The 22,740-nt window shown below is 71.1% G+C and carries 21 protein-coding genes and 1 pseudogene; 13 read left to right on the top strand and 9 right to left on the bottom strand.

Annotated features, from left to right (window positions below):
* Nucleotides 1-1,511: urocanate hydratase (gene hutU, locus ABTZ89_RS05550; RefSeq protein WP_351040581.1), on the top strand; the 1,511-nt coding region annotated here is incomplete at its 5' end.
* Between the two features lie 146 nt (nucleotides 1,512-1,657).
* Nucleotides 1,658-2,599, top strand: coding sequence for a formimidoylglutamase (gene hutG / locus ABTZ89_RS05545; protein ID WP_270954659.1), 942 nt, complete (start codon nucleotides 1,658-1,660; stop codon nucleotides 2,597-2,599).
* A 300-nt stretch (nucleotides 2,600-2,899) separates the two neighbouring features.
* On the opposite strand, the gene ABTZ89_RS05540 is transcribed toward hutG, so the two are convergent.
* On the bottom strand, nucleotides 2,900-3,841 hold the full coding sequence (locus ABTZ89_RS05540; RefSeq protein ID WP_351040578.1) for an AraC family transcriptional regulator: 942 nt from the start codon (nucleotides 3,839-3,841) through the stop codon (nucleotides 2,900-2,902).
* Nucleotides 3,842-3,922: 81 nt separating this feature from the next.
* Here ABTZ89_RS05540 and ABTZ89_RS05535 point away from each other — a divergent pair, with 81 nt between their 5' ends.
* From ABTZ89_RS05535 to ABTZ89_RS05505, 7 genes are all read left to right on the top strand, one after another.
* Complete coding sequence (locus ABTZ89_RS05535; RefSeq protein ID WP_351040575.1) at nucleotides 3,923-4,345, top strand: pyridoxamine 5'-phosphate oxidase family protein; 423 nt, start codon at nucleotides 3,923-3,925, stop codon at nucleotides 4,343-4,345.
* A gap of 433 nt (nucleotides 4,346-4,778) precedes the next feature.
* On the top strand, nucleotides 4,779-6,254 hold the full coding sequence (gene cysC, locus ABTZ89_RS05530; RefSeq protein ID WP_351040573.1) for an adenylyl-sulfate kinase: 1,476 nt from the start codon (nucleotides 4,779-4,781) through the stop codon (nucleotides 6,252-6,254).
* Nucleotides 6,239-7,111: a sulfite exporter TauE/SafE family protein gene (locus tag ABTZ89_RS05525; protein WP_351040570.1), complete on the top strand. Its 873-nt coding sequence runs from the start codon at nucleotides 6,239-6,241 to the stop codon at nucleotides 7,109-7,111. Before cysC ends, ABTZ89_RS05525 begins: the two co-directional genes overlap by 16 nt.
* Before the next feature lie 20 nt (nucleotides 7,112-7,131).
* A complete protein-coding gene (locus tag ABTZ89_RS05520; RefSeq protein ID WP_351040567.1) occupies nucleotides 7,132-7,887 on the top strand; it encodes a 3'(2'),5'-bisphosphate nucleotidase CysQ in 756 nt (251 codons plus the stop codon).
* Nucleotides 7,887-8,792, top strand: a complete 906-nt coding sequence (cysD, locus tag ABTZ89_RS05515; RefSeq protein WP_351040564.1) for a sulfate adenylyltransferase subunit CysD — start codon at nucleotides 7,887-7,889, stop codon at nucleotides 8,790-8,792. The genes ABTZ89_RS05520 and cysD overlap by 1 nt, the downstream gene beginning before the upstream one ends.
* Nucleotides 8,792-10,060 (top strand): sulfate adenylyltransferase subunit 1, encoded by a 1,269-nt coding sequence (locus ABTZ89_RS05510; protein ID WP_351040561.1) that lies wholly within the window; start codon nucleotides 8,792-8,794, stop codon nucleotides 10,058-10,060. Before cysD ends, ABTZ89_RS05510 begins: the two co-directional genes overlap by 1 nt.
* A gap of 73 nt (nucleotides 10,061-10,133) precedes the next feature.
* Nucleotides 10,134-10,790: a sulfotransferase family protein gene (locus ABTZ89_RS05505; protein WP_351040559.1), complete on the top strand. Its 657-nt coding sequence runs from the start codon at nucleotides 10,134-10,136 to the stop codon at nucleotides 10,788-10,790.
* Here ABTZ89_RS05505 and bioD read toward each other — a convergent pair.
* From bioD to bioB, 4 genes are read right to left on the bottom strand one after another with little or no spacing between them, the layout of a single operon-like run.
* On the bottom strand, nucleotides 10,725-11,447 hold the full coding sequence (bioD, locus tag ABTZ89_RS05500; RefSeq protein WP_351040556.1) for a dethiobiotin synthase: 723 nt from the start codon (nucleotides 11,445-11,447) through the stop codon (nucleotides 10,725-10,727). The two genes, ABTZ89_RS05505 and bioD, sit on opposite strands and share 66 nt — an antisense overlap.
* Nucleotides 11,444-12,583 (bottom strand): 8-amino-7-oxononanoate synthase, encoded by a 1,140-nt coding sequence (locus ABTZ89_RS05495; RefSeq protein ID WP_351040553.1) that lies wholly within the window; start codon nucleotides 12,581-12,583, stop codon nucleotides 11,444-11,446. Before ABTZ89_RS05495 ends, bioD begins: the two co-directional genes overlap by 4 nt.
* A complete protein-coding gene (locus ABTZ89_RS05490) occupies nucleotides 12,580-13,839 on the bottom strand; it encodes an adenosylmethionine--8-amino-7-oxononanoate transaminase (protein ID WP_351040550.1) in 1,260 nt (419 codons plus the stop codon). Before ABTZ89_RS05490 ends, ABTZ89_RS05495 begins: the two co-directional genes overlap by 4 nt.
* Entirely contained in the window at nucleotides 13,839-14,906 is a 1,068-nt protein-coding gene (gene bioB, locus ABTZ89_RS05485; RefSeq protein WP_270953620.1) for a biotin synthase BioB, read from the bottom strand. The genes ABTZ89_RS05490 and bioB overlap by 1 nt, the downstream gene beginning before the upstream one ends.
* Nucleotides 14,907-14,998: 92 nt before the next feature.
* Here bioB and ABTZ89_RS05480 point away from each other — a divergent pair, with 92 nt between their 5' ends.
* Nucleotides 14,999-15,553: a TetR/AcrR family transcriptional regulator C-terminal domain-containing protein gene (locus tag ABTZ89_RS05480; protein WP_351040546.1), complete on the top strand. Its 555-nt coding sequence runs from the start codon at nucleotides 14,999-15,001 to the stop codon at nucleotides 15,551-15,553.
* 9 nt (nucleotides 15,554-15,562) lie between these two features.
* Here the strand turns inward: ABTZ89_RS05480 and ABTZ89_RS05475 are convergent, their stop codons facing one another.
* Nucleotides 15,563-16,216: a VOC family protein gene (locus ABTZ89_RS05475; RefSeq protein ID WP_351040543.1), complete on the bottom strand. Its 654-nt coding sequence runs from the start codon at nucleotides 16,214-16,216 to the stop codon at nucleotides 15,563-15,565.
* A 178-nt stretch (nucleotides 16,217-16,394) separates the two neighbouring features.
* A pseudogene (locus ABTZ89_RS05470) lies at nucleotides 16,395-16,750 on the bottom strand (hypothetical protein).
* A 66-nt stretch (nucleotides 16,751-16,816) separates the two neighbouring features.
* On the opposite strand from ABTZ89_RS05470, the gene ABTZ89_RS05465 reads away from it, so the two are divergent.
* The 3 genes from ABTZ89_RS05465 to ABTZ89_RS05455 all read left to right on the top strand — a co-directional run bounded on the left by ABTZ89_RS05465 (nucleotide 16,817) and on the right by ABTZ89_RS05455 (nucleotide 20,002).
* Complete coding sequence (locus tag ABTZ89_RS05465) at nucleotides 16,817-17,605, top strand: glycerophosphodiester phosphodiesterase family protein (protein ID WP_270953623.1); 789 nt, start codon at nucleotides 16,817-16,819, stop codon at nucleotides 17,603-17,605.
* Between the two features lie 105 nt (nucleotides 17,606-17,710).
* Complete coding sequence (locus ABTZ89_RS05460; protein WP_351040540.1) at nucleotides 17,711-19,120, top strand: MFS transporter; 1,410 nt, start codon at nucleotides 17,711-17,713, stop codon at nucleotides 19,118-19,120.
* A 543-nt stretch (nucleotides 19,121-19,663) separates the two neighbouring features.
* The gene (locus ABTZ89_RS05455) at nucleotides 19,664-20,002 is read left to right on the top strand and encodes an RNA polymerase-binding protein RbpA (protein ID WP_270953625.1); all 339 of its coding nucleotides are present in this window, start codon (nucleotides 19,664-19,666) and stop codon (nucleotides 20,000-20,002) included.
* A gap of 271 nt (nucleotides 20,003-20,273) precedes the next feature.
* Here the strand turns inward: ABTZ89_RS05455 and ABTZ89_RS05450 are convergent, their stop codons facing one another.
* Nucleotides 20,274-21,059 carry a polyprenol monophosphomannose synthase gene (locus tag ABTZ89_RS05450; protein WP_270953627.1) on the bottom strand — a complete coding sequence of 262 codons (786 nt, stop codon included), beginning with the start codon at nucleotides 21,057-21,059 and terminating at the stop codon, nucleotides 20,274-20,276.
* 97 nt (nucleotides 21,060-21,156) lie between these two features.
* A complete protein-coding gene (gene lnt / locus ABTZ89_RS05445) occupies nucleotides 21,157-22,737 on the bottom strand; it encodes an apolipoprotein N-acyltransferase (protein ID WP_351040536.1) in 1,581 nt (526 codons plus the stop codon).
* Nucleotides 22,738-22,740 lie beyond the last annotated feature (3 nt).

Below are 22,740 nucleotides of genomic sequence, written 5' to 3'. Positions count from 1 at the left end.
CGACTCACCCGAGTACGTGCACAACTCAGCTGCTCCGGATTTCGCCGAACTGGTCAAAATGGATCAATGCCGCAATCTCGCACAACTCGGCGGTTGGCAAGCCGGTCGGTGTGCTGCGCACCCACGAGTGGGCGCCGCGGGTCCTCATCGCCAACTCCAACCTGGTCGGCGACTGGGCGAACTGGGAGGAGTTCCGCCGACTCGACTCGCTGGGCCTGACCATGTACGGCCAGATGACCGCCGGGTCGTGGATCTACATCGGCAGCCAGGGCATCCTGCAGGGCACCTACGAGACCTTCGGCGCGGTCGCCCGCAAGCGCTTCAACGGCACCCTCGCCGGCACCATCACCCTGACCGCCGGCCTCGGCGGCATGGGCGGCGCCCAGCCGCTCGCGGTGACCATGAACGAGGGCGTGGCGATCTGCGTCGAGTGCGACCCCTCGCGCATCGAGCGCCGCATCAAGCACCGCTACCTCGACGTCCGCGCCGACAGCATCGACGAGGCCCTGCGCCTGGCCACCGAGGCCCGCGACGCGCGCAAGCCGCTGTCGATCGGCCTGGTGGGCAACGCCGCCGAGGTGTTCCCGCAGCTGCTGGAGATGGACGCGCCGATCGACATCGTCACCGACCAGACCTCGGCGCACGACCCGCTGTCCTACCTGCCGGTGGGCGTGAGCATCGAGGAGTGGGCGGAGCAGGCCGAGAAGGACCCGGCCGACTTCACCGAGCGGTCCCGCAAGGCGATGGCCGCCCAGGTCGAGGCCATGGTCGGCTTCCTGGACAAGGGCATCGAGGTCTTCGACTACGGCAACTCGATCCGCGACGAGGCCCGCAAGGCCGGCTTCGACCGGGCCTTCGACTTCCCCGGCTTCGTGCCCGCGCACATCCGTCCGCTGTTCGAGGAGGGCCTCGGCCCGTTCCGCTGGGCCGCGCTGTCCGGTGACCCGGAGGACATCGCCAAGACCGACAAGGCGATCATGGAGCTGTTCCCGGAGAACGAGCACCTGCACCGCTGGCTGAAGATGGCCGGCGAGAAGGTCGCCTTCGAGGGCCTGCCCGCCCGCATCTGCTGGCTGGGCTACGGCGAGCGCCACCTCGCCGGTCTGAAGTTCAACGAGATGGTCGCCAACGGCGAGCTGTCCGCGCCGATCGCCATCGGCCGCGACCACCTCGACTCCGGTTCGGTCGCCTCCCCGTACCGCGAGACCGAGTCCATGCTGGACGGTTCCGACGCGATCGCCGACTGGCCGCTGCTGAACGCGCTGGTCAACACCGCCTCGGGTGCCTCATGGGTGTCGATCCACCACGGTGGCGGCGTCGGCATGGGTCGTTCGATCCACGCCGGTCAGGTCTGCATCGCCGACGGCACCGAGCTGGCCGCGGAGAAGCTCGCGCGAGTGCTCACCAACGACCCGGGCATGGGCGTGCTGCGCCACGTCGACGCCGGGTACGAGTACGCGACCTCGGTCGCCAAGGAGCGCGGCGTGCGGGTCCCGATGCTGGACTCCTGATCGGTCGGTCCCGGAAGGCCTTGCCGGTCAAGGCCTTCCGGGTCGCACCGGCCATACTGGACGTCCAGCCGCTCGATCCCCCTGGCCGTGGCGCTCACCCCGCCGCGCAAGCCGACCGCGGGATCGACTACCTAGGAGTGGAAGAGATGGGTGAGGTGGTGAACCGCGCACCGCAGCGCTGGAGCGGTCGCGACGACGGGCCTGGTCCGGAGCACCTCCGGTGGCACCACGTCGTGTCCGGCGACGGTTCCGCGGACATCGCGTTCGTCGGGTTCCGCAGCGACGAGGGGGTCCGCCGCAACAAGGGCCGCCAGGGCGCCGCGGACGGTCCGCGAGCCCTCCGCGAGGCGCTGGGCTCGATGGCCCTGCCCGCGCCGCTGGAGGCAGTGGACGTCGGCGACGTGGAGGTCGTCGGGAACGCGTTGGAGGAAGGCCAGCAGCAGCTCGGCGAGGTGCTCACCAAGCTGATCGACGACGGCCGACTGGTCGTCGTGTTCGGCGGTGGCCACGAGATCGCCTACGGCAGCTACCTCGGCATCGCCGGATCGGAGCGGGTGCGCTCCGGGGCGAAGCTCGGCGTGCTCAACCTCGACGCCCACTTCGACCTCCGCGCGGACGCGACCCCGAGCTCCGGCACGCCGTTCCGGCAGATGGCCGAGCAGGAGCGGGAGCGCGGCGCCGACCTGCACTACGCGGTGCTGGGCATCAGCCAGCCGAGCAACACCCGGACCCTGTTCGACACCGCCGACGAGCTGGGCGTGTCCTACCTGCTCGACGAGGACTGCGGCCCGGCGAACCGCGACGCCGTCGACGAGTTCGTGGACCGGTTCCTGGCCGGCTGCGACGTGGTCTACCTGACGATCGACCTGGACGTGCTGCCCGCGGCTGTCGCCCCGGGCGTGAGCGCGCCGGCCGCTTACGGCGTGCCGCTGGAAACCATCCAGCACGTGTGCGACCGAGTAGCGGCCAGCGGCAAGCTGGCGCTGTGCGACGTCGCCGAGCTCAACCCCGAGCTCGACGTCGACAACCGCACCGCCCGCACGGCCGCCCGACTGCTGCACCGGATCACCACCAAGCACACCCGCTAGGGGAAAGCCATGCCCGAGCACGAATCGACCCGTGAGATCACTGACGACGTCTTCGCGGACATGCTCGAAGAGGAACAGGGCACGATCCACCGCGGACTCGAGTAGTCCACCGACCGCTGTTCCGCCTCGTCCCGCGCCGTCTTCACCGAGCTGCCCCGGTGAAGACGGCGCGCGGCCTTGTTGACCACCGGGTCGATGGTTTGCGAGTAGAACTGTCCACAAGGGATGGTGTCCGTGCTGGGCGGCCCTCCAAGTGCCGCCCGCCACGAAGTCCTAGCAGCGGTTGCCGGAGTGCTCCCGCTAGATCCGCTCGGTCGACCGGGCGCGCCGGAACTCGCTCGGGTTGACGCCCCGGACCCGTTTGAACGCTGCGCTGAACCCGAACGGGTCCGCGTATCCCACGCTGCGGGCGATGTGCGCGACGGTTGCGGCGTCCTGTTCGACGAGCAGGTCTGCGGCGAGCGTCATGCGCCAGTGGGTCAGATAGGTCAGCGGTGGTTGGCCGACCAGGTCGGTGAACCGCTTGGCCAGCGTCGAACGCGATACCCCGGTGCGCTCGGCCAGCGCGGCGACCGTCCACGGTGCCGCCGGCTCGGCGTGCAGCAGGCGCAGCGCGTCGCCGACCACCGGGTCCCGCTGGGCGGACCACCAGGCCGGGGGTTCGCCCCCGGGGCGCTCGAACCATTCGCGCAGGGTGCAGACCAGCATCCAGTCCAGCAGCCGGTCGAGCACGATCTGCTGGCCAGGTGCGTCGACGGCGACCTCGGCGGCGACGTGGTCCAGCACGGCGTCAGCCGTGCCCCCGGCGCCCACGCGCAGCACGACGGGCAGCGCGTCCAGCAGGCGCCGGCTGATCTCGCCGCGCACCGGGTAGGCGCCGACGATCAGGGTCGTCGCATCGCGGTCGTCCCCGCCGCTGTCGTGCCAGCCGAGCCGGTGCCGGGTCCCGCCCTGGTCGGGCGTTGCGCAGTGCTCGCCGCACGCGATCGGTTCGGCTCGGGTGCCGATCTCGTCGACGAAGGTGAAGGTGGCGGGACCGCGCACGACGATCGTCTCGCGGGCGCGCAGCAGTTCGGGCGAGCCGTGCTCCGGCACGATCCAGCCCGCCCCGGCGAGGACGGTGCACAGCGTCAGCGGGGCGCCGTCCACGAAGTGCAGCGCCCAGGGCGGGGACAGGGTCGAGCTGCCGAACAGCGAGCCGTGGGCTCGCACCCCGCGGATCAGATCACCGAACACGTCCACCTCTCCCAAGTTAGACGAACGCGCAGGCGATCCGCGCCTCGCCTATGGGATCGTCCGATCTCACCGGGTTCGATCGACGTCATGAGCACCAGTTCGCTGACCGCCCAGGACCTCGAGTTCCTCCGGCGCCCCCTGCATGGATTCCTGTCCGTGGCCAGCGGGCCGCTCCCGCCGCAGCCTCGTCCGGTGTGGTTCGAGGCCACTGCCGAGGGCGCGATCCAGCTGTTCACCGGTCCTGACGCGCTCAAGGTGCGGCGCCTGCGCCGCGACCCCCGCGCCTCGATCGTCGTCGCCGCTCCGGTGGGGGAGCGCGAACGCTGGCTGTCGGCGACCGGCTGCGTCGCGGTGGAACACGACGGCGCGCACGACCTGTGCTCCCGCCTGGCCGCCCGCTACTGGGACCTGGACGCCCCGGTCCGCGCGAAGGAGCTCGCCGGGATGCTGGCCGAAGACCAGGTTCGCCTGGTCATCCACCCGGAGACCGTCAGTCGTTTCGTGCACTGACCCCCTCTCGAATCGGAGCAATACACTGTGGACAATCGCGTCGCAGGAGCGTTCCCTCGAACGGAGAAGATCGCCGGGTGCTCCTTCTTTTGTTGAAAATGCGGTCGGTTCCGGGGAAAGCTGCTCCGACTGCCGCAGCCATCGGTCGCTGATACCGAATTCCCTTTCCCGCGGGGACGAAAGGCGTCCGAAGTCGCAGGTCTGCCTCGGGGTCGGCCTTGCTCTTGTCTGGGGGAGTACGTCCTGAACATCCGGCTTCGCCCTGTTTCGCCTGGTTTGAAACGGGGAAATCCGTTGTGCTCTTGGGAAAAACGCGATCTGGCGAGAAATGGTCGTCGGGGTTCTCCGGGTGGGAGCGGTCGGTCAGGGTTGTGGATCAAGAGCTCGCACTAGATGGATCCGGCCGTCCCGCGAACAGCGGGTGGAGGTGTCTGTGAGCGCGAACGGAATGGAGCCCGGCTGTCCGGGCTCGCGACGTGTGGCCCGGTACCTCGAACCCGTCGAACTGGCCGATGTGGAACTGCTGCTGGACGGAGCTTTCCCGCCGCTGCGGGGATTCCTCGCCGCCGACGAAGTCGACTCGGTGCGCACCCGGCAACGGTTGCGAGGGGGAACGCCCTGGCCCGAGCCGATCACGCTGCGGGTGTCCGACGAGGTCGCCGCGGCCGAGGAGATCGAGTTGCGCGACGTCGAAGGCGCCCCGGTCGCGGTGCTCCGCAACGAGGCCCCCTGGCGTGACGAGTCCGGTGCGCACGCCGCCGGGCCGGTCCAAGACGTCGGCGATCCCAGCGGTGTGCTGCGCCGAATGCGCCCGTCCGCAGCGGACGTTCGGGCGAAACTACCTCCTGGGCCTGTGCTGGGAGTGTTGCCGGAACAGCCGCTGCACCACCGCGAGCTCGCCCAGGTCCGCGAGCTGGCCGCCGAGCACGACGCGCACGTCCTGGTGCTGCCGCGGATGAGCGGCCCGCGCCCGGAACTGCTCGTGCAGGCCGTGCTGGCCGCCGAACCCGAACTGCCGAGCGGCACGACGATCGTCCCGGTGCCGCTGGTGCGCCGCACCGATCCGAAGCGCGACGCTTTGCTGACCGCGCACGTCGCCGCCGCTTACGGCGCAACCCACCTGATCTCGGAGCACCCGCTGGAGCACGCCCCGCTGGAGGTGCTGGAGCCGCCGGAAGTGGTGCGCGACCAGACCGACCGCTGGCGTCCGGCCGCACAGGTCGCCCCGGTCGACCGGCGCCCCGATCTCAGCGCCGAGCGCCTGCGCGAACTCCTCGATCGCGGCGAGGACCTGCCCGGTTGGTTCACCACTCCGGCGATCGCCGAGCAGCAGCGCAGGATGCACCCGCCGCTGGCCGACCGCGGGTTCACCGTGCTGTTCACCGGGCTGTCCGGGGCGGGCAAGTCCACGCTGGCCCGCGCGCTGCGCGACGAGCTCAACCGGCACGACCACCGGGCGGTGACGCTGCTCGACGGCGACGTGGTCCGCAGAACCCTGTGCGAGGGGCTGGGTTTCTCGGCCGAGGACCGCAGCCGGAACGTGCGGCGCATCGGTTTCGTGGCCGCAGAGGTCGCCAGGCACGGTGGCGCCGCGATCTGCGCGCCCATCGCGCCGTACCACGACGACCGCGACGCGGTGCGCCGGATGGTGGCCGAGGTGGGCGGATTCGTGCTGGTCCACGTCGCCACACCGCTGGGGGAGTGCGAGCGGCGCGACCGCAAGGGCCTGTACCGCAAGGCCCGCGCGGGTCTGCTGCCGGATTTCACCGGCGTCTCCGCGCCGTACGAGATCCCCGGCGACGCCGACCTCGTGCTGGACACCTCCGGGCTGTCGCAGGACGAGGCCGTCGGGCGCGTCGTGGCGTTGTTGCGCGAGCAGGGCTGGGTGGGGTCGTGGACTTCGGAATAGCGGCGACCGGGCTGCTCACCGGGCTGCTGGTGGGTATGACCGGCATGGGCGGCGGGGCGTTGACGATGCCCCTGCTGACGCTGGTGTTCGGCGTGCCGCCGCTGGCGGCGGTGTCCTCGGACCTGGTGGCCGGGGCGGTGATGAAGCCGCTGGGCGCGGTGGTGCACCTGCGCCGGGGCACGGTGCAGCCGAAGCTGGTCGGCTGGCTGTGCCTGGGTTCGCTGCCGTGCGCGGCGCTCGGCTCGCTGCTGGCCGGATCGCTGGGCAAGGGTGCGGAATCGGTGCTCAAGGAAGTCGTCGGCGGTGCGGTGCTGCTCGCCGCGGGCACGTTGTTCCTGCGCATGGTGCTGGCCCGCCGCCGCGGCGCGCAACCATCCACATCGGACGAAACAGTGGTCCGGCCGGTGCCGACAGTGCTGCTCGGCGGGGTGGCCGGGCTGGTGGTCGGTGCCACGTCGGTCGGTTCCGGCTCGATCATCATCGTGGTCCTGCTGCTGCTCAACCGCGGGCTGAGCTCGGCGCGGCTGGTCGGCACCGACCTCGTGCAGGCGGTGCCGCTGGTGCTGGTCGCCGCGGTCGGGCACCTCTTCGCCGGAGATGTCCACTTCGGACTCGTCGGCTCGCTGCTGGTCGGCTCGTTGCCCGGGGTGCTGGTGGGCGCGCTGGTCTCGGCGCGGGTGCCGGACCGCCCGGTGCGCGTGGTGGTCGGAGCGATGCTGGTGGCCACCGGGTTGGTGATGACCGGCGCGGACGTGGTGCTCAGCGGTTCGGCCGCGCTGCTGGTGGTGCTGCTCGGCGCGGTGCCTCCGCTGCTGCGCAGCGCGAAGTCGCGGGTGCCCGCAGTGGACGCGCGATGAGCGGGAACAGGGAGGCATCGGTGAACGCGGACGACCATGAGCTGGCCGCACGGCTGGCGCAGCGGGCCGGGGATCGCCTGGTCGAGAACCGAGCGTCCACATCGGACCCGAAAGCCCTCGGAGCTGCGGGTGACGCGGCGGCGCACGCGCTGCTCATCGAGGCGCTCGGGCAGGAGCGCCCTGCGGATCCAGTGCTGTCCGAACACGGCGTGTCCGGTCCGGAGCGCACCCCCGGCGGGCGGGTGTGGATCGTCGACCCGCTGGACGGCACCCGGGAATACGGCGAATCCGGGCGCTCCGACTGGGCGGTGCACGTGGCGCTGGTCGAGGAGCACGAGGTGCGCGCTGCGGCGGTGGCCCTGCCCGCGCAGGGAACGGTGCTCGGCACCGGCGAGCCTCCGAAACAGCCCTCGCGCATCGGCGGACATCCGCGGCTCGCGGTCAGCCGCAGCCGCCCGCCGGAGTTCGTGCACGACATCGCCGAGCGCATCGGCGCCGAGCTCGTCCCGATGGGCTCAGCAGGCGCGAAGGTCGCCGCGGTGGTGCTCGGCGAGGTCGATGCCTACGTGCACGGCGGCGGGCAGTTCGAGTGGGACAGCGCGGCCCCGGTCGGAGTCGCGCGCGCCGCCGGTCTGCACGCCAGCCGCCTGGACGGTTCCGAGCTGGTCTACGGCCGCGCCGACCCGTGGCTGCCGGACTTGCTGGTCTGCCGCAGCGACCTGGCAGGCGAACTGCTCGACGCCGTGTCCCGCACCCAACCCGAAGGGAGTCGCTGATGCCGGCCGCGCTGTCCCGGCTCGACGTGCTGGAATCCGAGGCGGTGCACCTGATCCGGGAGGTGGTCGCCGAGTTCGACCGCCCGGCGCTGCTGTTCTCCGGGGGCAAGGACTCCGCGGTCCTGCTCAAGCTGGCGGAGAAAGCGCTCGCCCCGGCACCGATCCCGTTCCCGGTGCTGCACGTCGACACCGGGCACAACTTCGAAGAGGTGCTGCACTTCCGCGACCGCCGCGCCGCCGAGCTCGGGGTGCGGCTGGTCGTCGCCTCGGTGCAGGACTCGATCGACGCGGGCCGGGTCGCCGAGCCGACGGGCAAATGGGCCAGCCGCAACCGCGCGCAGACCGCGACCTTGCTGGACGCCATCGCCGAGCACCGCTTCGACGCGCTGTTCGGCGGCGCTCGCCGCGACGAGGAACGCGCCCGCGCCAAGGAGCGGATGCTGTCCTTCCGGGACGCCTTCGGCCAGTGGGATCCGCGCAACCAGCGCCCGGAGCTGTGGAACCTCTACAACGGGATGATCCGCCCGGGCGAGAACGTCCGCGCCTTCCCGCTGTCGAACTGGACCGAGCGCGACGTGTGGACCTACATCGAGCGCGAGGGCGTGGAACTGCCGTCGCTGTACTTCGCGCACAACCGCAAGGTCTTCGAGCGAGACGGGATGCTGCTGGCCGACAACCCGTTCCTGCCGCGCGATCCGGGCGAGCAGCTCGTCGAGCGCTCCGTCCGGTTCCGCACGGTCGGCGACATGACGTGCACGGGCGCGGTGCCGTCCGCGGCCACCACGGTCGCCGAGGTGATCGCCGAGATCGCCGCGACCCGGGTGAGCGAGCGCGGCCAGACCCGAGCCGACGACCGCGCCGGCGCAGCCGCGATGGAGGACCGCAAGCGGGAGGGCTACTTCTGATGAGCACCGCGATCGACGAGCAGCCGGTCTTCGCCCCGGCCGACAGCCTGCTGCGGTTCGCCACCGCCGGCGCGGTCGACGACGGCAAGAGCACGCTGATCGGCCGGCTGCTGCACGACTCCAAGTCGCTGCTGGCCGACCAGCTCGAACAGCTCGAACTGGCCAGCGCGGAGCGCGGCGACGAGCAGCTGGACCTGGCGATGCTCACCGACGGGCTGCGCGCCGAGCGCGAGCAGGGCATCACCATCGACGTGGCGCACCGCTACTTCGAGACCGCGCGGCGGGCGTTCATCATCGCCGACACCCCGGGACACGCCCAGTACACCCGCAACATGGTCACCGGCGCCTCCACCGCCGACCTGGCGATCGTGCTGGTCGACGCCCGCAACGGCCTGACCGAGCAGAGCCGCAGGCACGCGGTGCTGGCCGGGCTGCTGCGGGTGCCGCGGCTGGTGCTGGCGGTCAACAAGATGGACCTGGTCGACTTCGGCGAGCCGGTTTTCCGCGGCATCACCGAGGAATTCGCCGAGTTCACCGCCCAGCTGGACCTGCGCGACATCACCGCGATCCCGATCTCGGCGCTGCGCGGCGACAACGTCGTGCACCGCTCGGCGGCGATGCCGTGGTACGACGGGCCGTCGCTGCTGGAGCACCTCGAAGAGGTCGAAGTCGCTGAAGAGGGCTCGACCGGTGATTTCCGGTTGCCGGTCCAGTGCACCCTCCGCGCCCCGGACTACCGCGGCTACGCCGGGCAGATCGCCAGCGGTGTACTCGCCCCGGGTGAGGAGGTCCTGCACCTGCCTTCCGGGCTGCGGAGCCGAGTGGTCGCCGTCGACACCGCCGACGGAGAGCTCGACCGGGGGCGAGCGCCGCAGTCGGTGGCGGTGCGCTTGGCCGACGACATCGACGTCGGTCGCGGTGACATGCTCTGCGCTCCCGGGAACGCCCCGGCCGTCGCCGAGGAGCTCACCGCGACGGTGTGCTGGATGTCGGCGAGAGCCGCGCTCGAGCCGGGGCGGAGGCTGCTGCTCAAGCACACCACCCGCACCGTCAAAGCGGTGGTGGCCGGGATCGGGGACCGCCTGGAGATCACCACGCTGGAACGCGTCCCGGCCGAGCGGCTCGAGCTCAACGAGATCGGCGAGATCGACCTGCGGCTGGCCCAGCCGGTGTTCTGCGACCCCTACCGAGAGAACCGGACCACCGGCGGCGCCGTGCTAGTGGACGAGTCGACCCACGAGACCGTCGGCGCGGTCCTGATCAGCTGAGCCCTGGAAGCGCGCGGCAGCGGTGCCGCGCACCGATCCGCCGGCGACGGCGGGAGCACGACGAGGAGCAGGAATGGTCAAGATCATCGGGGCCGGGTTCGGCCGCACCGGCACCGCGTCGCTGAAGGCGGCGCTGGAGCACCTCGGTTTCGGCCCGTGCTACCACATGCTCGAGGTCATCGCGAAACCCGAGCGGGTGCAGGGCTGGGCGCGGGCGCTGGACGGCGAGATCGCCGACTGGGAGACCGTCCTCGGCGGTTTCGAATCCACAGTGGACTGGCCGGGCTGCACGTTCTGGCGCGAACTGCTGGACTTCTACCCGGACGCCAAGGTCCTGCTCACCGTCCGGGACCCGGAGAAGTGGTACGACAGCGTCAACAGCACGATCTACCAGTTCGTGAAGGAAGAGCCGGGCGACGACGACTTCAGCGCGAAGCTGCGCCCGACCATCGAGCGGATGATCTGGAACGGCACCTTCGACGGCCGCTTCGAGGACCGCGCGCACGCCATCAAGGTCTTCGAGGAGCACAACGCGGCGGTGCAGGCCGAAGTCCCGTCCGACCGCCTGCTGACCTACCAGGTCGGCGAAGGCTGGCAGAGCCTGTGCGATTTCCTCGGAGTACCGGTCCCTGCCGAGGACTTCCCCCACGTCAACGACTCCGCCTCACTGCGAGGCCTGGTCGAGCAGGTCAGCCGAGAAGGAGAAGTCCCCTCCCCGTTCAACTCCTGAGCCGCCGAGCCAGGATTCGAGCTGCGCGCGGAAGTTCTCCGGGGTGAGGGTGCCTGCGCCGGCGGGGAGGGCTGCGACGATCGGGACTCCGGTCACGCGGGGCAGCTCGGTGCGGTTGCACCGCTCGGCCAGGCCGAGCTCGGCCGGGACCGCGCCGAGCACCAGTCCCGCCGGTTCCAGGCTTCGGGAGCGCAGGGCGTTGACCGTCAGCTCCGTGTGGTTGAGGGTGCCGAGTCCGATGCGCGTCACCACGTACACCTGCACCGGGTGGTCCCGGGCGAGGTCGGCGGCGAGGTCCAGCAGGGTCGCGCCCTCGGTGTCGAGGCGGACCAGCAGCCCGCCGGACCCCTCCACGATCACGGTGTCGTAGGTTCGGGCCAGTTCTCGGATGCGCGCGGAGTGCGCTCTGACCGGCGGGATCTCGATGCCGCGCAACCGGGCAGCGGTGTCGGGGGCGAGGGGATCTTCGAGGCTGGTGAGCTCGGTGACCTCGCAGCCTGCCAGGTGCGCCACGGCGCGGATGTCCGGTTCGTCGGTGCCGATTCCGGTCTGCGCGGGCTTGACCACGACCGTGCCCGGACCGGAGCGGACGGCGAGGGCCGCGGTGGTCACGGTCTTGCCCACACCGGTATCGGTGCCGGTAACGATGATGATCACGGTGACCTCCGGTGGTCCTTGACGACGTGGGTGAGCACGTCGACCGCGTGCTCCCAGCGGTCCTCGTCCAAGCCGACGTGCGTGGTGATCCTGAGCCGGGAGATCCCGTCGGGCACCGACGGCGGGCGGAAGCACCCGACCCGGACGCCCTCCGCGAGGGCCGCGGCCTGCGCCGCGATGGCGACCTGCGGCGACGGCATCGGCACCGAGAGCACGGCGCCCGCTGACCTCGGCACGCCGAGCCGATCGGCCAGCTCACCGCCGCGCTGGTGGATCTGCGACGGGCGAGCGGGTTGCCGGCGCAGGCAGCTGAGCGCGGTCAGCGCCGCAGCGGTCGGTGCCGGTGCCAGTCCGGTGTCGAAGATGAACGGGCGGGCCCGGTTGACGAGGTGGTCGACGAGGGCGGCGGAGCCGAGCACCGCACCACCCATCGCACCGAGGGATTTCGACAGCGTCGCGGTCATGACCACGTGCGGGTCGCCGGCCATGCCGTTGGCGTGCACCGATCCCCGGCCACCCTCGCCGAGCACACCCAGCCCGTGCGCCTCGTCGACGACGAGCAGCGCGTCGTGGTCGGCGCAGACCTCGGCCAGGTCCGGGAGCGGGGCGGCATCGCCGAGCACCGAGAAGACCGACTCGGTCAGCACGAGCGCACGCCGGCCGCCGGCTCCGGCCAACGCAGCCCGGACCGCGGCGACGTCGTTGTGCGGGACCACCTCGATCGCCGCTCGGGACAGCCGCGCGGCGTCGATCAGCGAGGCGTGCACGTGCGCATCGGAGACGATCAGCGAGTGCTTGTCCGCCAGCGCGGTCACCGCGGACAGGTTCGCGTGGTAGCCGGTCGAGAAGACCAGTGCCGCTTCGTGATCGGTGAACTCGGCGAGTTCGCGCTCCAACTCGGCGTGCAGCGTGGTGGTGCCGGTCACCAGCCGGGATGCGCCCGCCCCGGCGCCCCAGCGCAACGCGGCGTCGGCGGCCGCTCGGCGCACCTCGGGGTGGCAGCTCAACCCCAGGTAGTCGTTGTTGGCGAGGTCGATGACGTCCTCGTCGGCTGCCCGAGGCCGCAGCGCGCGCTGCAACCCGGCGTCCTCGCGACCGGCCCGCTGCTCGGCGAACCACTCCGCCCAGGTGCTCATCCGACCTCCGCAGCGGCCGCGATCCCGGCGCAGATCGCGGCGATGTCGTCGTCGGTGCACACGTAGGGCGGCATGGTGTAGATCAGATCCCGGAACGGGCGCAGCCACACGCCCTCGGCCAGCCCCGCTTCGGTCGCCTTGGCCACGTCGACGGCGTGGTCGAGCTGCACCACTCCGACCGCGCCGAGGACGCGGACGTCGACTGCGTCGATCCCGTGCAGCGCCTGCAGACCGGTGTTGATCCGCCGGACGTCGGCAGCCCAGTCGCCGGTGCTCAGCAGGTCCAGGCTGGCCGAAGCCACCGCGCAGGCCAGCGGGTTGCCCATGAAGGTGGGCCCGTGCATGAGAACGCCGGAATCGCTGCGGGACAGGCCGCGTGCGACCTCCGACGTGCACAGCGCGGCTGCCAACGACAGGTAGCCGCCCGTGAGCGCCTTGCCGACGCACAGCACGTCCGGGGCCACATCGGCGGCCTCCGCGGCGAACATGGTCCCGGTCCGGCCGAAACCGGTGGCGATCTCGTCGAAGACCAGGACCAGCCCGTGCTCGTCGGCGACCTCGCGGAACACTGTCAAGCATTCGGCGGGGTAGGGGTGCATGCCACCGGCGCCCTGCAGCAGCGGCTCCACGACCAGCCCGGCGAGCCGGTCCGCGTGCTCGGCCGCCAGCGCGCGGAAACCCGCGGCCCACGCGTCGACATCGGCGCTGCTGCGGGGCGGGCGTTCGCCGAACACCTGCTCCGGAAGCACACCGGACCACATCGCGTGCATGCCGCCGTCCGGATCGCACACGCTCATGCAGTCGAAGGTGTCGCCGTGGTAGCCGCCGCGGACGGTGAGGAACCGGGTTCGCCCCGGCCGCCCGGCGCCGCGCTGGTACTGCAGCGCCATCTTCATCGCCACCTCGATGCTCACCGACCCGGAGTCGGCGAGGAAGACGCGGTCGAGGCCGTCCGGCGCGAGGTCGATCAGCCGCTGGGCCAGCTCGACCGCGGGCTGGTGGGTGAGCCCGCCGAACATCACGTGCGCCATCCGGTCGAGCTGGCGGCGTACCGCCTCGTCGAGCACCGGGTGCCGGTAGCCGTGGACGGCGGACCACCACGACGCCATCCCGTCGACCACCGGCCCGACGCCGTCGATGGTGATCCGGCTGCCCGAGGCGCCGGTGACCAGCCGCGTCGGTGCCGGATCGGTCATCGAGGTGTACGGGTGCCACAGGTGCTCGCGGTCGAAGGCGAGCAGGTCTCCGGGTGTCATCAGGCGTTGGGGAGGACGTCGGTGCCCGCACCGCGACGCCGGATCGCCGGGTCGGTCGGCTGCCGGTCGTGCTGGGCCAGGTCCTCCTCGGAGCCCTGGACGACGAAGCCGTTGTCCCGGATCATCTCCAGGTCCGCCGCGGCCGCCTGGCCCTCCGAGGTGAGGTAGTCGCCGAGGAAGATCGAGTTGGCGACGTGCAGCGCGATCGACTGCAGCGAGCGCAGGTGCATCTCGCGGCCACCGGCGATCCGGATCTCCTTGTCCGGGCAGACGAAGCGCGCCATCGCCAGGATCTTCACGCAGCGGGTGGGGGAGAGCTCCCAGGTGTTCTCGAACGGGGTGCCGTCGAAGGGCATCAGGAAGTTGACCGGGATCGAGTCGGACTCCAGCTCCCGCAGCGCGAACAGCGCCTCGACGAGCTGCTCGTCGGTCTCGCCCAGGCCGGCGATCAGACCGGAGCAGGGGGAGATCCCGGCCCCCTTCGCCTTCTCCACGGTGTCCACCCGGTCGGCGTAGGTGTGGGTCTGGACGATGTTCTCGTGGTGGCTCTCGGCGGTGTTGATGTTGTGGTTGTAGGCGTCCACGCCGGCGTCCTTGAGCCGCTGCGCCTGGCCGTCCTTGAGCAGGCCCAGGCAGGCGCAGACCTCGACGTCGGGGTGCTCCTCCTTGAGCGCGGTGACCACGCCGGCGACCTTGTCGATGTCCCTGGTGGACGGTCCGCGGCCGGAGGAGACCAGGCACACCCGGCTGGCGCCGCCCCCGATCCCGGCACCGGCCTGCTCGAGGGCTTCGGCCTCGGACAGCCACGAGTACTTGAGGATCGGGGCGTCCGATCCCAGCGCCTGCGAGCAGTAGTTGCAGTTCTCCGGGCAGAGCCCGGATTTCAGGTTCACCAGGTAGTTCACCTTGACCGCGTTGCCGAAGTGCGCCCGGCGCAGCCGTCCCGCGGCGGCGACGACCTGCATCAGCTCGGCGTCGTCGGCGCGCAGCACCGCGAGGGCGTCTTCGGGAGTGGCCGGTGTCCCGGCGAGGACGGCATCGGCGAGCTGGTCGAAGTGGGCGCTCATCGCTTCTCCCGTGTCCGGCGACCTGAACAGTGTTCAGCTGAACGGCGTTCAGGTTAAACTCGGGGAGTCGGTCGGTCAACGGGAGGTTCTGCGTGCGCTATCACCGCAACGACGTCGTGGCCCGCGCGATCGCGGTCCTCGACGAGTACGGGCTGGAGTCGCTGTCGATGCGCCGGCTGGCCACCGACCTCGGCGTGCAACCGAGCGCGCTCTACCACCACGTGCCGAACAAGCAGACGCTGCTGGCCGCGGTCGCCGACGAGATCCTGGCCAGGGGCCGCCGCCCCCGCCGGGCCACCCGGTGGGACGAGCGAGTGGTCGAGGTCTGCCGGGAGCTGCGGGACGCGATGCTCGCCTACCGCGACGGCGCCGAGGTGGTCGTCACCGCGCACACCTTCGGGCTCGGCGCCGGTGAACCCGCAGACCGGCTGCGGGAGGCGCTGCGCGACGGCGGCCTGCCCGACGACCTGGTCGACGTCGGCACCCGGGCGATCCTGCACCTCGTCTTCGGCCACACCACGGAGGAGCAGCTGGCGCTGCAGGCGGCGAGCGCGGGCGCGATCGACCGGGCGCCCGGGGGACCGGCCGACTTCGAGCGCGGCCTCGAGCTGGTGCTGGACGGGATCCGCGCCAGGGTCACCAGCTGACGGTGTTCGTCAGCCCCAGGTCTCGCCGGTGACCAGGCCGAACGTCGCCCCGTTCGGGTCGGTGACCAGCAGCGCATCGCCCAGCAGCGGGTGGTCGAGGCGGTCGGCGACCTTGCTGCCCACCGCCTCGACCCGGCCTTCCGCCGCATCGAGGTCGTCCACCGCGAAGAAGCACAGCCAGCCCCAGCCCGCCGAGCTGAGCCGGTCCGTCCGGGACGCCAGCGGGCGGTCGGCGATGAGGTAGTTCGCGCCGTGCGGCTCCGGGTGCACCGCCAAGTTCAGCGTCTCGGACCAGAACGCGTCAGCGCGCTCGGGATCGCTGGCGACCAGCTCGATCCAGCGCGGCTCGCCCGGGCGGGGCGGCGGAGCCCACGGACCGTGCTGGGCGCGGCCCCTGGCGACCAGCGCCATCGCGTCGTCCGGGCCGGTCAGCGCGCAGGCCGGGACCTTCCCGGCGAACACCGGGTGCCAACCGGGCTGCTCGCCCGCGCGGGGCTTGCGGATCCTGGTGCAGCGGCGGTCGCCCACCCAGCAGTCGAAGCCGCGGCCGGTCGGTTCCGGCGTCCAGTCGAGCAGCGCCCGGCAGCGGACCGCCGAGGCCACCGGGTCGGAGCTGATCAGGTCGACGCGGCGCAGGCCGCGGACCACGGGGCGTGCGGGCACGGTCGACACCTCGTCACCGCTGGGGACCAACTCATCCTGGTCACCTCCGACGTCCCGCACAATCCTCCGTTCGCCCCAGAGCCCGTTGCTGGTCGTTCTGCTCATCTGGTCGCTCAGCGGAACCTGAGCGGTTCATAGGACTGCGGGTGGGACGCGGACGGCATTCGCCGACAGCTCCTCAGCGCAGCCGCTCCAGCTCGACGGCCACGTCCACCACCTGCGCCCCAGTTTGCGCAGCTCACCGTGGTCAGCGGCGTCGTCGACCGCGGTCACCACGTCCTCGGCCGCGCAGCGCAGCTGGAACAACCGGTCCTGCAGGTCGGCCAGCTCCGCGGCCGAGAGCACCACCGCGTCCTCCGGCAGGCCGCCGCGCTGCACCGCGGTGCGGCGCTCGTAGGCGCGCTGCCTGCAGGACTGCGCGCAGTACATGCGTGGACGGCCCTGCCGGCCTGCTTCCGGAACGCGTCGTCCGCACCAGGCGCAATGCCGGACTTGCCGTTGCCGACGGGTGGGCTGGGCCGAGATATCCACGATCGATCACGTTAGTCAAGGGCCCCGCCTGCGCGATGGCGGCACGCCGATCGGGCAGAGTTGTGCGGCGTGACGCATCCTTTCCTGCTCGGTCCCCGGCCCCGTGCGTTCGCGCACCGCGGATGGCACCTCGGGGAGCTGCACGACCTGGAGAACTCGCTGAGCGCGTTCCGCCGCGCCGCCGAAGAGGGCTTCCGCTACATCGAGACCGACGTCCACGCGACCGCCGACGGCGTCGTGGTGGTCAACCACGACGAGACCCTGGAGCGCACCACCGACGGGCGCGGCACGATCCGGCGGTTGCCGTGGTCAGCGGTGCGCACCGCGCGGATCGGCGGCCGGGAGCCGGTGTGCTCGCTGGACGCGGCGCTGGAGGAGCTGCCGGACACGTTCTTCAACATCGACGTCAAGGACGACTCGGCGGTCGAGCCGGTGCTGCGCACCCTGCGCGAGCACAACGCTTGGGACCGCGTGTGCCTGGCGTCCTTCGCCGAGCACCGGTTGAGCCAGCTGCGCCGCGCTGCGGGCCCGCGACTCCTGACCTCGACCGGGAAGCGGTCCGCGGGACTGCTGTGGCTCGGCTCGAAGTGGGGCGGTTGGCCGCTGCGCTCGCTGGTCGCCGGGAGCGCGGCGCAGGTGCCGCAGGAGTTCGGCGGCCTGCGCGTGATCGACCGCAAGTTCGTCCGCCAAGCGCACCGCTGGGGGATCGAGGTGCACGTCTGGACCGTCGACGACCCCGCCGAGATGCTCCGGCTGCTCGAGGCCGGGGTGGACGGACTGGTCACGGACCGTCCCGACGTGCTCAACGACGTGCTGCGCGAGCGGTACGGGGACCCGCGGTCCGAGATCGGCGGGTGAGTACAACTACGCATTGTCCCCGCTCGGGCCTCCACCGTGTTCGGCTGAGCCAGTAAGGTCCGGTTACCCCCAATCGAGTGATGTTGGCTTCGGAGGACCGAACGGATGAGCGTGATGGGCAGCGACGTGGCACCGGACGCCGCGCAGCGGCGTCGGGAGCAACGTGGCTGGTGCTGGTACGACTGGGCAAACTCGGTGTTCCCGACATCGGTCTCGACGGTCTTCCTCTCGCTCTACCTCACCTCGGTGGCCACCGCGGCGGCCCAGGCGGACACCAGCCGCAACGGCCCGAACCCGTGCCCGGCGGGCAACGCGCTGGTGGACTGCGACATCTCGATCGCCGGGCTGAGCTTCCCGGCGGGATCGCTGTGGGGCTACCTGCTGTCGGTGGCCACCGTCGTGCAGGTGCTGGTCCTGCCGATCACCGGCGCGATCGCGGACCGGGCCCGCAACAAGCGGCTGATGCTCGGCGTGCTGGCCTTCGGCGGCGCTGCGACCACCGCGCTGCTGGCGCTGGTCGGCGGGGAGAACTGGCAGCTGGGCGTGGTGCTGTTCATCATCGGCAACATCTGCTTCGGCGCCTCGGTGGTCGTCTACTACTCGTTCCTGCCGGAGATCGCCAACGCCGATGAGCGGGACATGGTCTCCACCAAGGGATGGGCGTTCGGCTACCTCGGTGCCGGGGTCGCGCTGGCCCTGCACCTGGTGATCTACCTGTTCCACGACTCGTTCGGCATGGACGCGGACGGTGCGGTGCGCCTGGTCTTCCTGTCCTCGGGCGTGTGGTGGGCGGTGTTCACGCTGCTGCCGCTGACGGCGTTGCGCGGTGGCGGCGAGCCGGCGGAGGACGCGCCGCGTGCGGGCTCGACCGTCCTGGAGGGCTTCAAGCAGTTGAAGAACACCCTGCTGGAGGCCAAGCACTACCCGCTGACCCTGGCGTTCCTGGGTGCCTACTGGATCTTCACCGACGGCATCGCCACCGTCGTCCAGGTCGCGCCGCAGTACGGCAACCTGGAGCTGAAGCTGCCGCAGGACGCGCTGATCGTCACCGTGCTGATCGTGCAGTTCATCGCCTTCGTCGGCGGCATGCTGCACGGCTGGCTGGCCAAGTACATCGGTGCCAAGAAGACGATCCTGATCAGCCTGGCGATCTGGCTGGTCGTGGTCATCGCGGCCTACTTCGTGCAGGCCGGGCAGGCGAACCAGTTCTACGGCCTGGCAGTGGGCATCGGCCTGGTGCTCGGCGGGACGAACGCGCTGTCCCGTTCGCTGTTCAGCCAGATGGTGCCGCCCGGCCGGGAAGGCGAGTACTTCTCGCTCTACGAGGTGGGGGAGCGCTCGACCTCGTGGATGGGCCCGCTGGTGTTCGCCGGGGTCGGGCAGGCCACCGGTTCGTTCCGACTGGCCATCATCTCGCTGGTGGTGTTCTTCGCCCTCGGCCTGGTGCTGGTCGCCTTGGTGCCGGTTCGACGGGCCATCGAAGCGGTCGGCAACCCGGCGCCGAAGGTGCTCTGAGCGGACGTTCGCGGGTGGCGGTGCGAGTCGCCGCCACCCGAAACGGGATGTGTCCGTGGCTGCGGGTTGTGCCTGAAGTGTGACTCTCCGCACTCGCTCTGCCATTCCGGGCCCGTTGCTCCAAGCTGGTGATGGGTGGGCTGGGTAACAGCGGCATGTTCGGAATATGCCAGTACGCAGCGTTGTGAAAGAAGTGCACACAGTATGGCTACATTCCGTTACTTCTTTTCCGTGAGCCTTACCCGTCCGGGGCGTGATCTATGTCCCACTCTCGACGTTTTCCCTGGACCTGGTTTAGCCATAGTGACTCACCATCTGGCACTATCACCCGTTCGAACGCACCTATAGATTGCCAGTGGGATAACGCGTCACGAACGCGGACCGACTGCATCTCTAGGGAGAAGGCTGTCGTTGACGGGTGAACAACGTCACCGACGGCAACCAGAAGCACCACACCGGGAACAGACGGCGGGCCTCCCGTCGTTGCACACGGTGAGCACAACCGCTCGGGCTCGGCCCCGGGCCGAAGTGAAAGGAACCGTCATGGCCGACCGCGTTCTGCGTGGCAGCCGGCTCGGAGCAGTGAGCTACGAGACCGATCGCAACCACGACCTCGCACCGCGCCGGACGGTGCGCTACGCCTGCCCCAAGAACCACGAGTTCGAGGTGCCGTTCTCCGACGACGCCGAGGTGCCGCCGACTTGGGAGTGCCGTCTGCACGGCAGCGAGTCGAAGATCATCGACGGCAACGAGCCGGAGCAGAAGAAGGCCAAGCCGCCGCGCACCCACTGGGACATGCTCCTGGAGCGTCGCACCATCCCGGAGCTCGAGGAGCTGCTCAACGAGCGCCTGGACCTGCTGCGCGCCCGCCGCGGCCAGTAGGGAAGCACACTGAAAAAGCGCCTGGGAGCCAATCCCAGGCGCTTTGACGTGTTTCCGATGACTGTGTCCGGGCTCCTTTTGCGTGGCGGTGCGGGTGGCGGAACCTCAGCGCCCGCCTGGACTGCGGGTGCCAACCCTTATGTGTGCCAATACACGGCGGCTGGGCCGTCCTCGCCAGGCGAACGCTGAGAACCCGCGGCGGTGCAAGCGCCGAGGGTGGGCTAAACGCCTGGCGGCGTTTCAAAGACAGAACGAGACCGGAGCCAGGCGCTCAGCGGCGCAGTGATCGCAGGGCCTCGGTTGCTTGGTGGCCGCGGCGGCGCAGGCCCCACTTGGTGACCCGCACCAGTGCTTCGCGGACGACTTCGGCGTCCATCTTCGAATTGCCGATCTCGCGCTCCACGAAGGTGATCGGCGCTTCCACCACCACGAACCCGGCCTCGACGGCCCGCCAGGCGAGGTCCACCTGGAAGCAGTAGCCCTGCGAGGCGACGTCGTGCAGCCGGACCGTCTCCAGCACCTCCCGCCGGTACACCCGGAAGCCCGAGGTGATGTCGTTGATCGACACCCCCAGCGCCAGCTTCGAGTAGGTGTTCGCGCCGCGGGACAGCAGCGCCCGGTACCAGGGCCAGTTCACCGTCCGCCCGCCGGTCACGTAGCGCGACCCCAGCACCACGTCGGCTCCGGTGCCGTCCGGCCCGATCATGCCGATCAGCCGGGGCAGGTCCTCCGGGGAGTGCGAGCCGTCCGCGTCCATCTCGATGATCGCGTCGTAGTCGCGGGCCAGCGCCCAGTCGAACCCGGCCACGTAGGCCGCGCCCAGGCCGGCCTTCTCGGTGCGGTGCAGCACGTGCAGCCGCTCGTCGTCGGCGGCCAGCCGGTCGGCGACCTCGCCGGTGCCGTCCGGGCTGCCGTCGTCGACGACCAGCACGTTCGCCGCGGGAACTGCGGCGAACAGCCGTCGCACGATCGGCTCCAGGTTGTCCCGCTCGTTGTAGGTGGGGATCACCACCAGCACCGCGTCGGCACCACCGTCGGGGGTTCGCCGGGTCGACATCCAAGTCCTCCTAGCCGGTCGCGCGGACCGGCCGTGCGTTTCGGGTGTTGTTTCGGGTTTCAGCTGGCCGAGTGCGCGGTCATCCTGCAACCGCGCCTCAGCCTTCGGCGCTGCGCCGGGGTCGCCACCAGCTGAACAGCAGCGAGCCCACCGCCAGCACCACTGCCGCCCACGTCGGTGCGGACCCCAGGGTGGTGGCCGCGGTCTGCGTCGAGCGCAGCGGCACCTCGGCGATCAGATTCTGCGCGGTGAACTGCTGGGTCTGCTGGCTGACCGTCCCGTCCGGCTGCACCACGGCGCTGACCCCGCTGGTCGAGGCGACCAGCACGGCGCGCCCGTGCTCGACGGCGCGCAGCCGGGCCATCGCGAGCTGCTGGTAGCTCATCTCGGAGTGGCCGTACCAGGCGTTGTTGGTGGGCAGGGCGAGCACGGTCGCTCCCTGCTGGGCGGCGCCGGTGAACACGTCGTCGTAGGCGACGTCGTAGCAGATGCCCACGCCCACCTTGATGTCGCCGACCTTGAGCACGCCGGGCTGGTCGCCGGGCACCATGTCCCGCGGGAAGCGGTCCACGAACGGGCTGACCAGGCGCGCCACCGAGCGCATCGGGATCGTCTCGGCGAAGGGCACCAGGTGCTGCTTGACGTAGCGGTCGCCGGCGCCGGTGGCCGGGTCCCACTGGACGATCTGGTTGCGGGGCTTGCCGTCGGCGTCGGTGCCGAGCCCGCCCACGACCAGCGGGACGCCGAGCTGCTCGGCGATGGCGGACAGGTTCGGGTCGGTCCGGCTGGGCCCCCAGCTGCCGACCTGCTCCGGCAGCACGACGAAGTCCGGCTGCGGCACCCGTCCTGCCTGCACGTCGGCGACGAGCTGCTGCGCGCCCTTGATGTGGTTGGCCCTCAGCACGTCGTCCTCGTAGAGCAGCCCGAGCCCGACGTTGGGCGCGTTGCCCTGGATGAGCGCGACCCGCGCGGTTCCGGCGTTGGCGTCGGTGCCGATGAACGGCAGCATCACCACGCCACCGAGGATCGGCACCAGCACCGCGGCCAGCGGCGCGACCCAGCGGCGCCGCTCGTGCCGCCGGTGCACCAGCTCCGCCAGGCCGCCGCCGATCAGCGCGACCGCGAACGACACCAGCGCGCTGCCTCCGAGCGCGGCCAGCGGCAGCAGCAGCCCGGTGTCCTGGGTGAAGGCCAGCCGACCCCAGGGGAAGCCGCCGAACGGCACGATGGAGCGCAGCACCTCGGAGGTGACGAGCACCGCCGCCATCCACACCGGTCCGCCGGGCAGCCGGCTGACGCGCGCCATCCCGGCACCGGCGAGACCGAGGAACAGCGCCTCGACGCCTGCCACGCCCACCCACGGCCACGGACCGAAGTCGGCGCCGAGGAAGTCCTGCAACCAGCCCAGCAGCGGCAGCAGGAACGCGAACCCGAACAGCAGGCCGTAGCCGAACCCGGCGCGAGCGCGTCGGCCGCGGACCACTCCGGCGAAGACGGCGAAGGCGAGGGGCGCCAGCCACCACAGCTCCCGGGGCGGTGCCCCGGCGTAGAGGGCGAACCCGGCCGCGACGGTCGCGAGCACCCGCAGCAGCCAGTGCAGCGCTCCGGTCGATCGACGTGCGGTCCTGTCGCGATCCGGCCGTGCGGTGCGCTTCGGACGAGTCGTGGGGGAAGCCAATCG

The sequence above is a fragment of the Saccharopolyspora sp. NPDC002686 genome (assembly GCF_040295745.1).
Lineage (GTDB): Bacteria > Actinomycetota > Actinomycetes > Mycobacteriales > Pseudonocardiaceae > Saccharopolyspora > Saccharopolyspora oryzae.
The sequence above is the reverse complement of the archived record's forward strand: the minus strand, read 5'-3'. Positions and strand labels throughout refer to the sequence as shown.

Bases quoted from the DNA above. Each gene is read 5' to 3' on its own strand.
- hutG (WP_270954659.1), top strand. From the start codon at position 1,658: ATGGGTGAGGTGGTGAACCGCGCACCGCAGCGCTGGAGCGGTCGCGAC.
- ABTZ89_RS05535 (WP_351040575.1), top strand. From the start codon at position 3,923: ATGAGCACCAGTTCGCTGACCGCCCAGGACCTCGAGTTCCTCCGGCGC.
- cysD (WP_351040564.1), top strand. From the start codon at position 7,887: ATGCCGGCCGCGCTGTCCCGGCTCGACGTGCTGGAATCCGAGGCGGTG.
- ABTZ89_RS05510 (WP_351040561.1), top strand. From the start codon at position 8,792: ATGAGCACCGCGATCGACGAGCAGCCGGTCTTCGCCCCGGCCGACAGC.
- ABTZ89_RS05505 (WP_351040559.1), top strand. From the start codon at position 10,134: ATGGTCAAGATCATCGGGGCCGGGTTCGGCCGCACCGGCACCGCGTCG.
- ABTZ89_RS05495 (WP_351040553.1), bottom strand. From the start codon at position 12,583: ATGAGCACCTGGGCGGAGTGGTTCGCCGAGCAGCGGGCCGGTCGCGAG.
- ABTZ89_RS05490 (WP_351040550.1), bottom strand. From the start codon at position 13,839: ATGACACCCGGAGACCTGCTCGCCTTCGACCGCGAGCACCTGTGGCAC.
- bioB (WP_270953620.1), bottom strand. From the start codon at position 14,906: ATGAGCGCCCACTTCGACCAGCTCGCCGATGCCGTCCTCGCCGGGACA.
- ABTZ89_RS05460 (WP_351040540.1), top strand. From the start codon at position 17,711: ATGAGCGTGATGGGCAGCGACGTGGCACCGGACGCCGCGCAGCGGCGT.
- ABTZ89_RS05455 (WP_270953625.1), top strand. From the start codon at position 19,664: ATGGCCGACCGCGTTCTGCGTGGCAGCCGGCTCGGAGCAGTGAGCTAC.
- ABTZ89_RS05450 (WP_270953627.1), bottom strand. From the start codon at position 21,059: ATGTCGACCCGGCGAACCCCCGACGGTGGTGCCGACGCGGTGCTGGTG.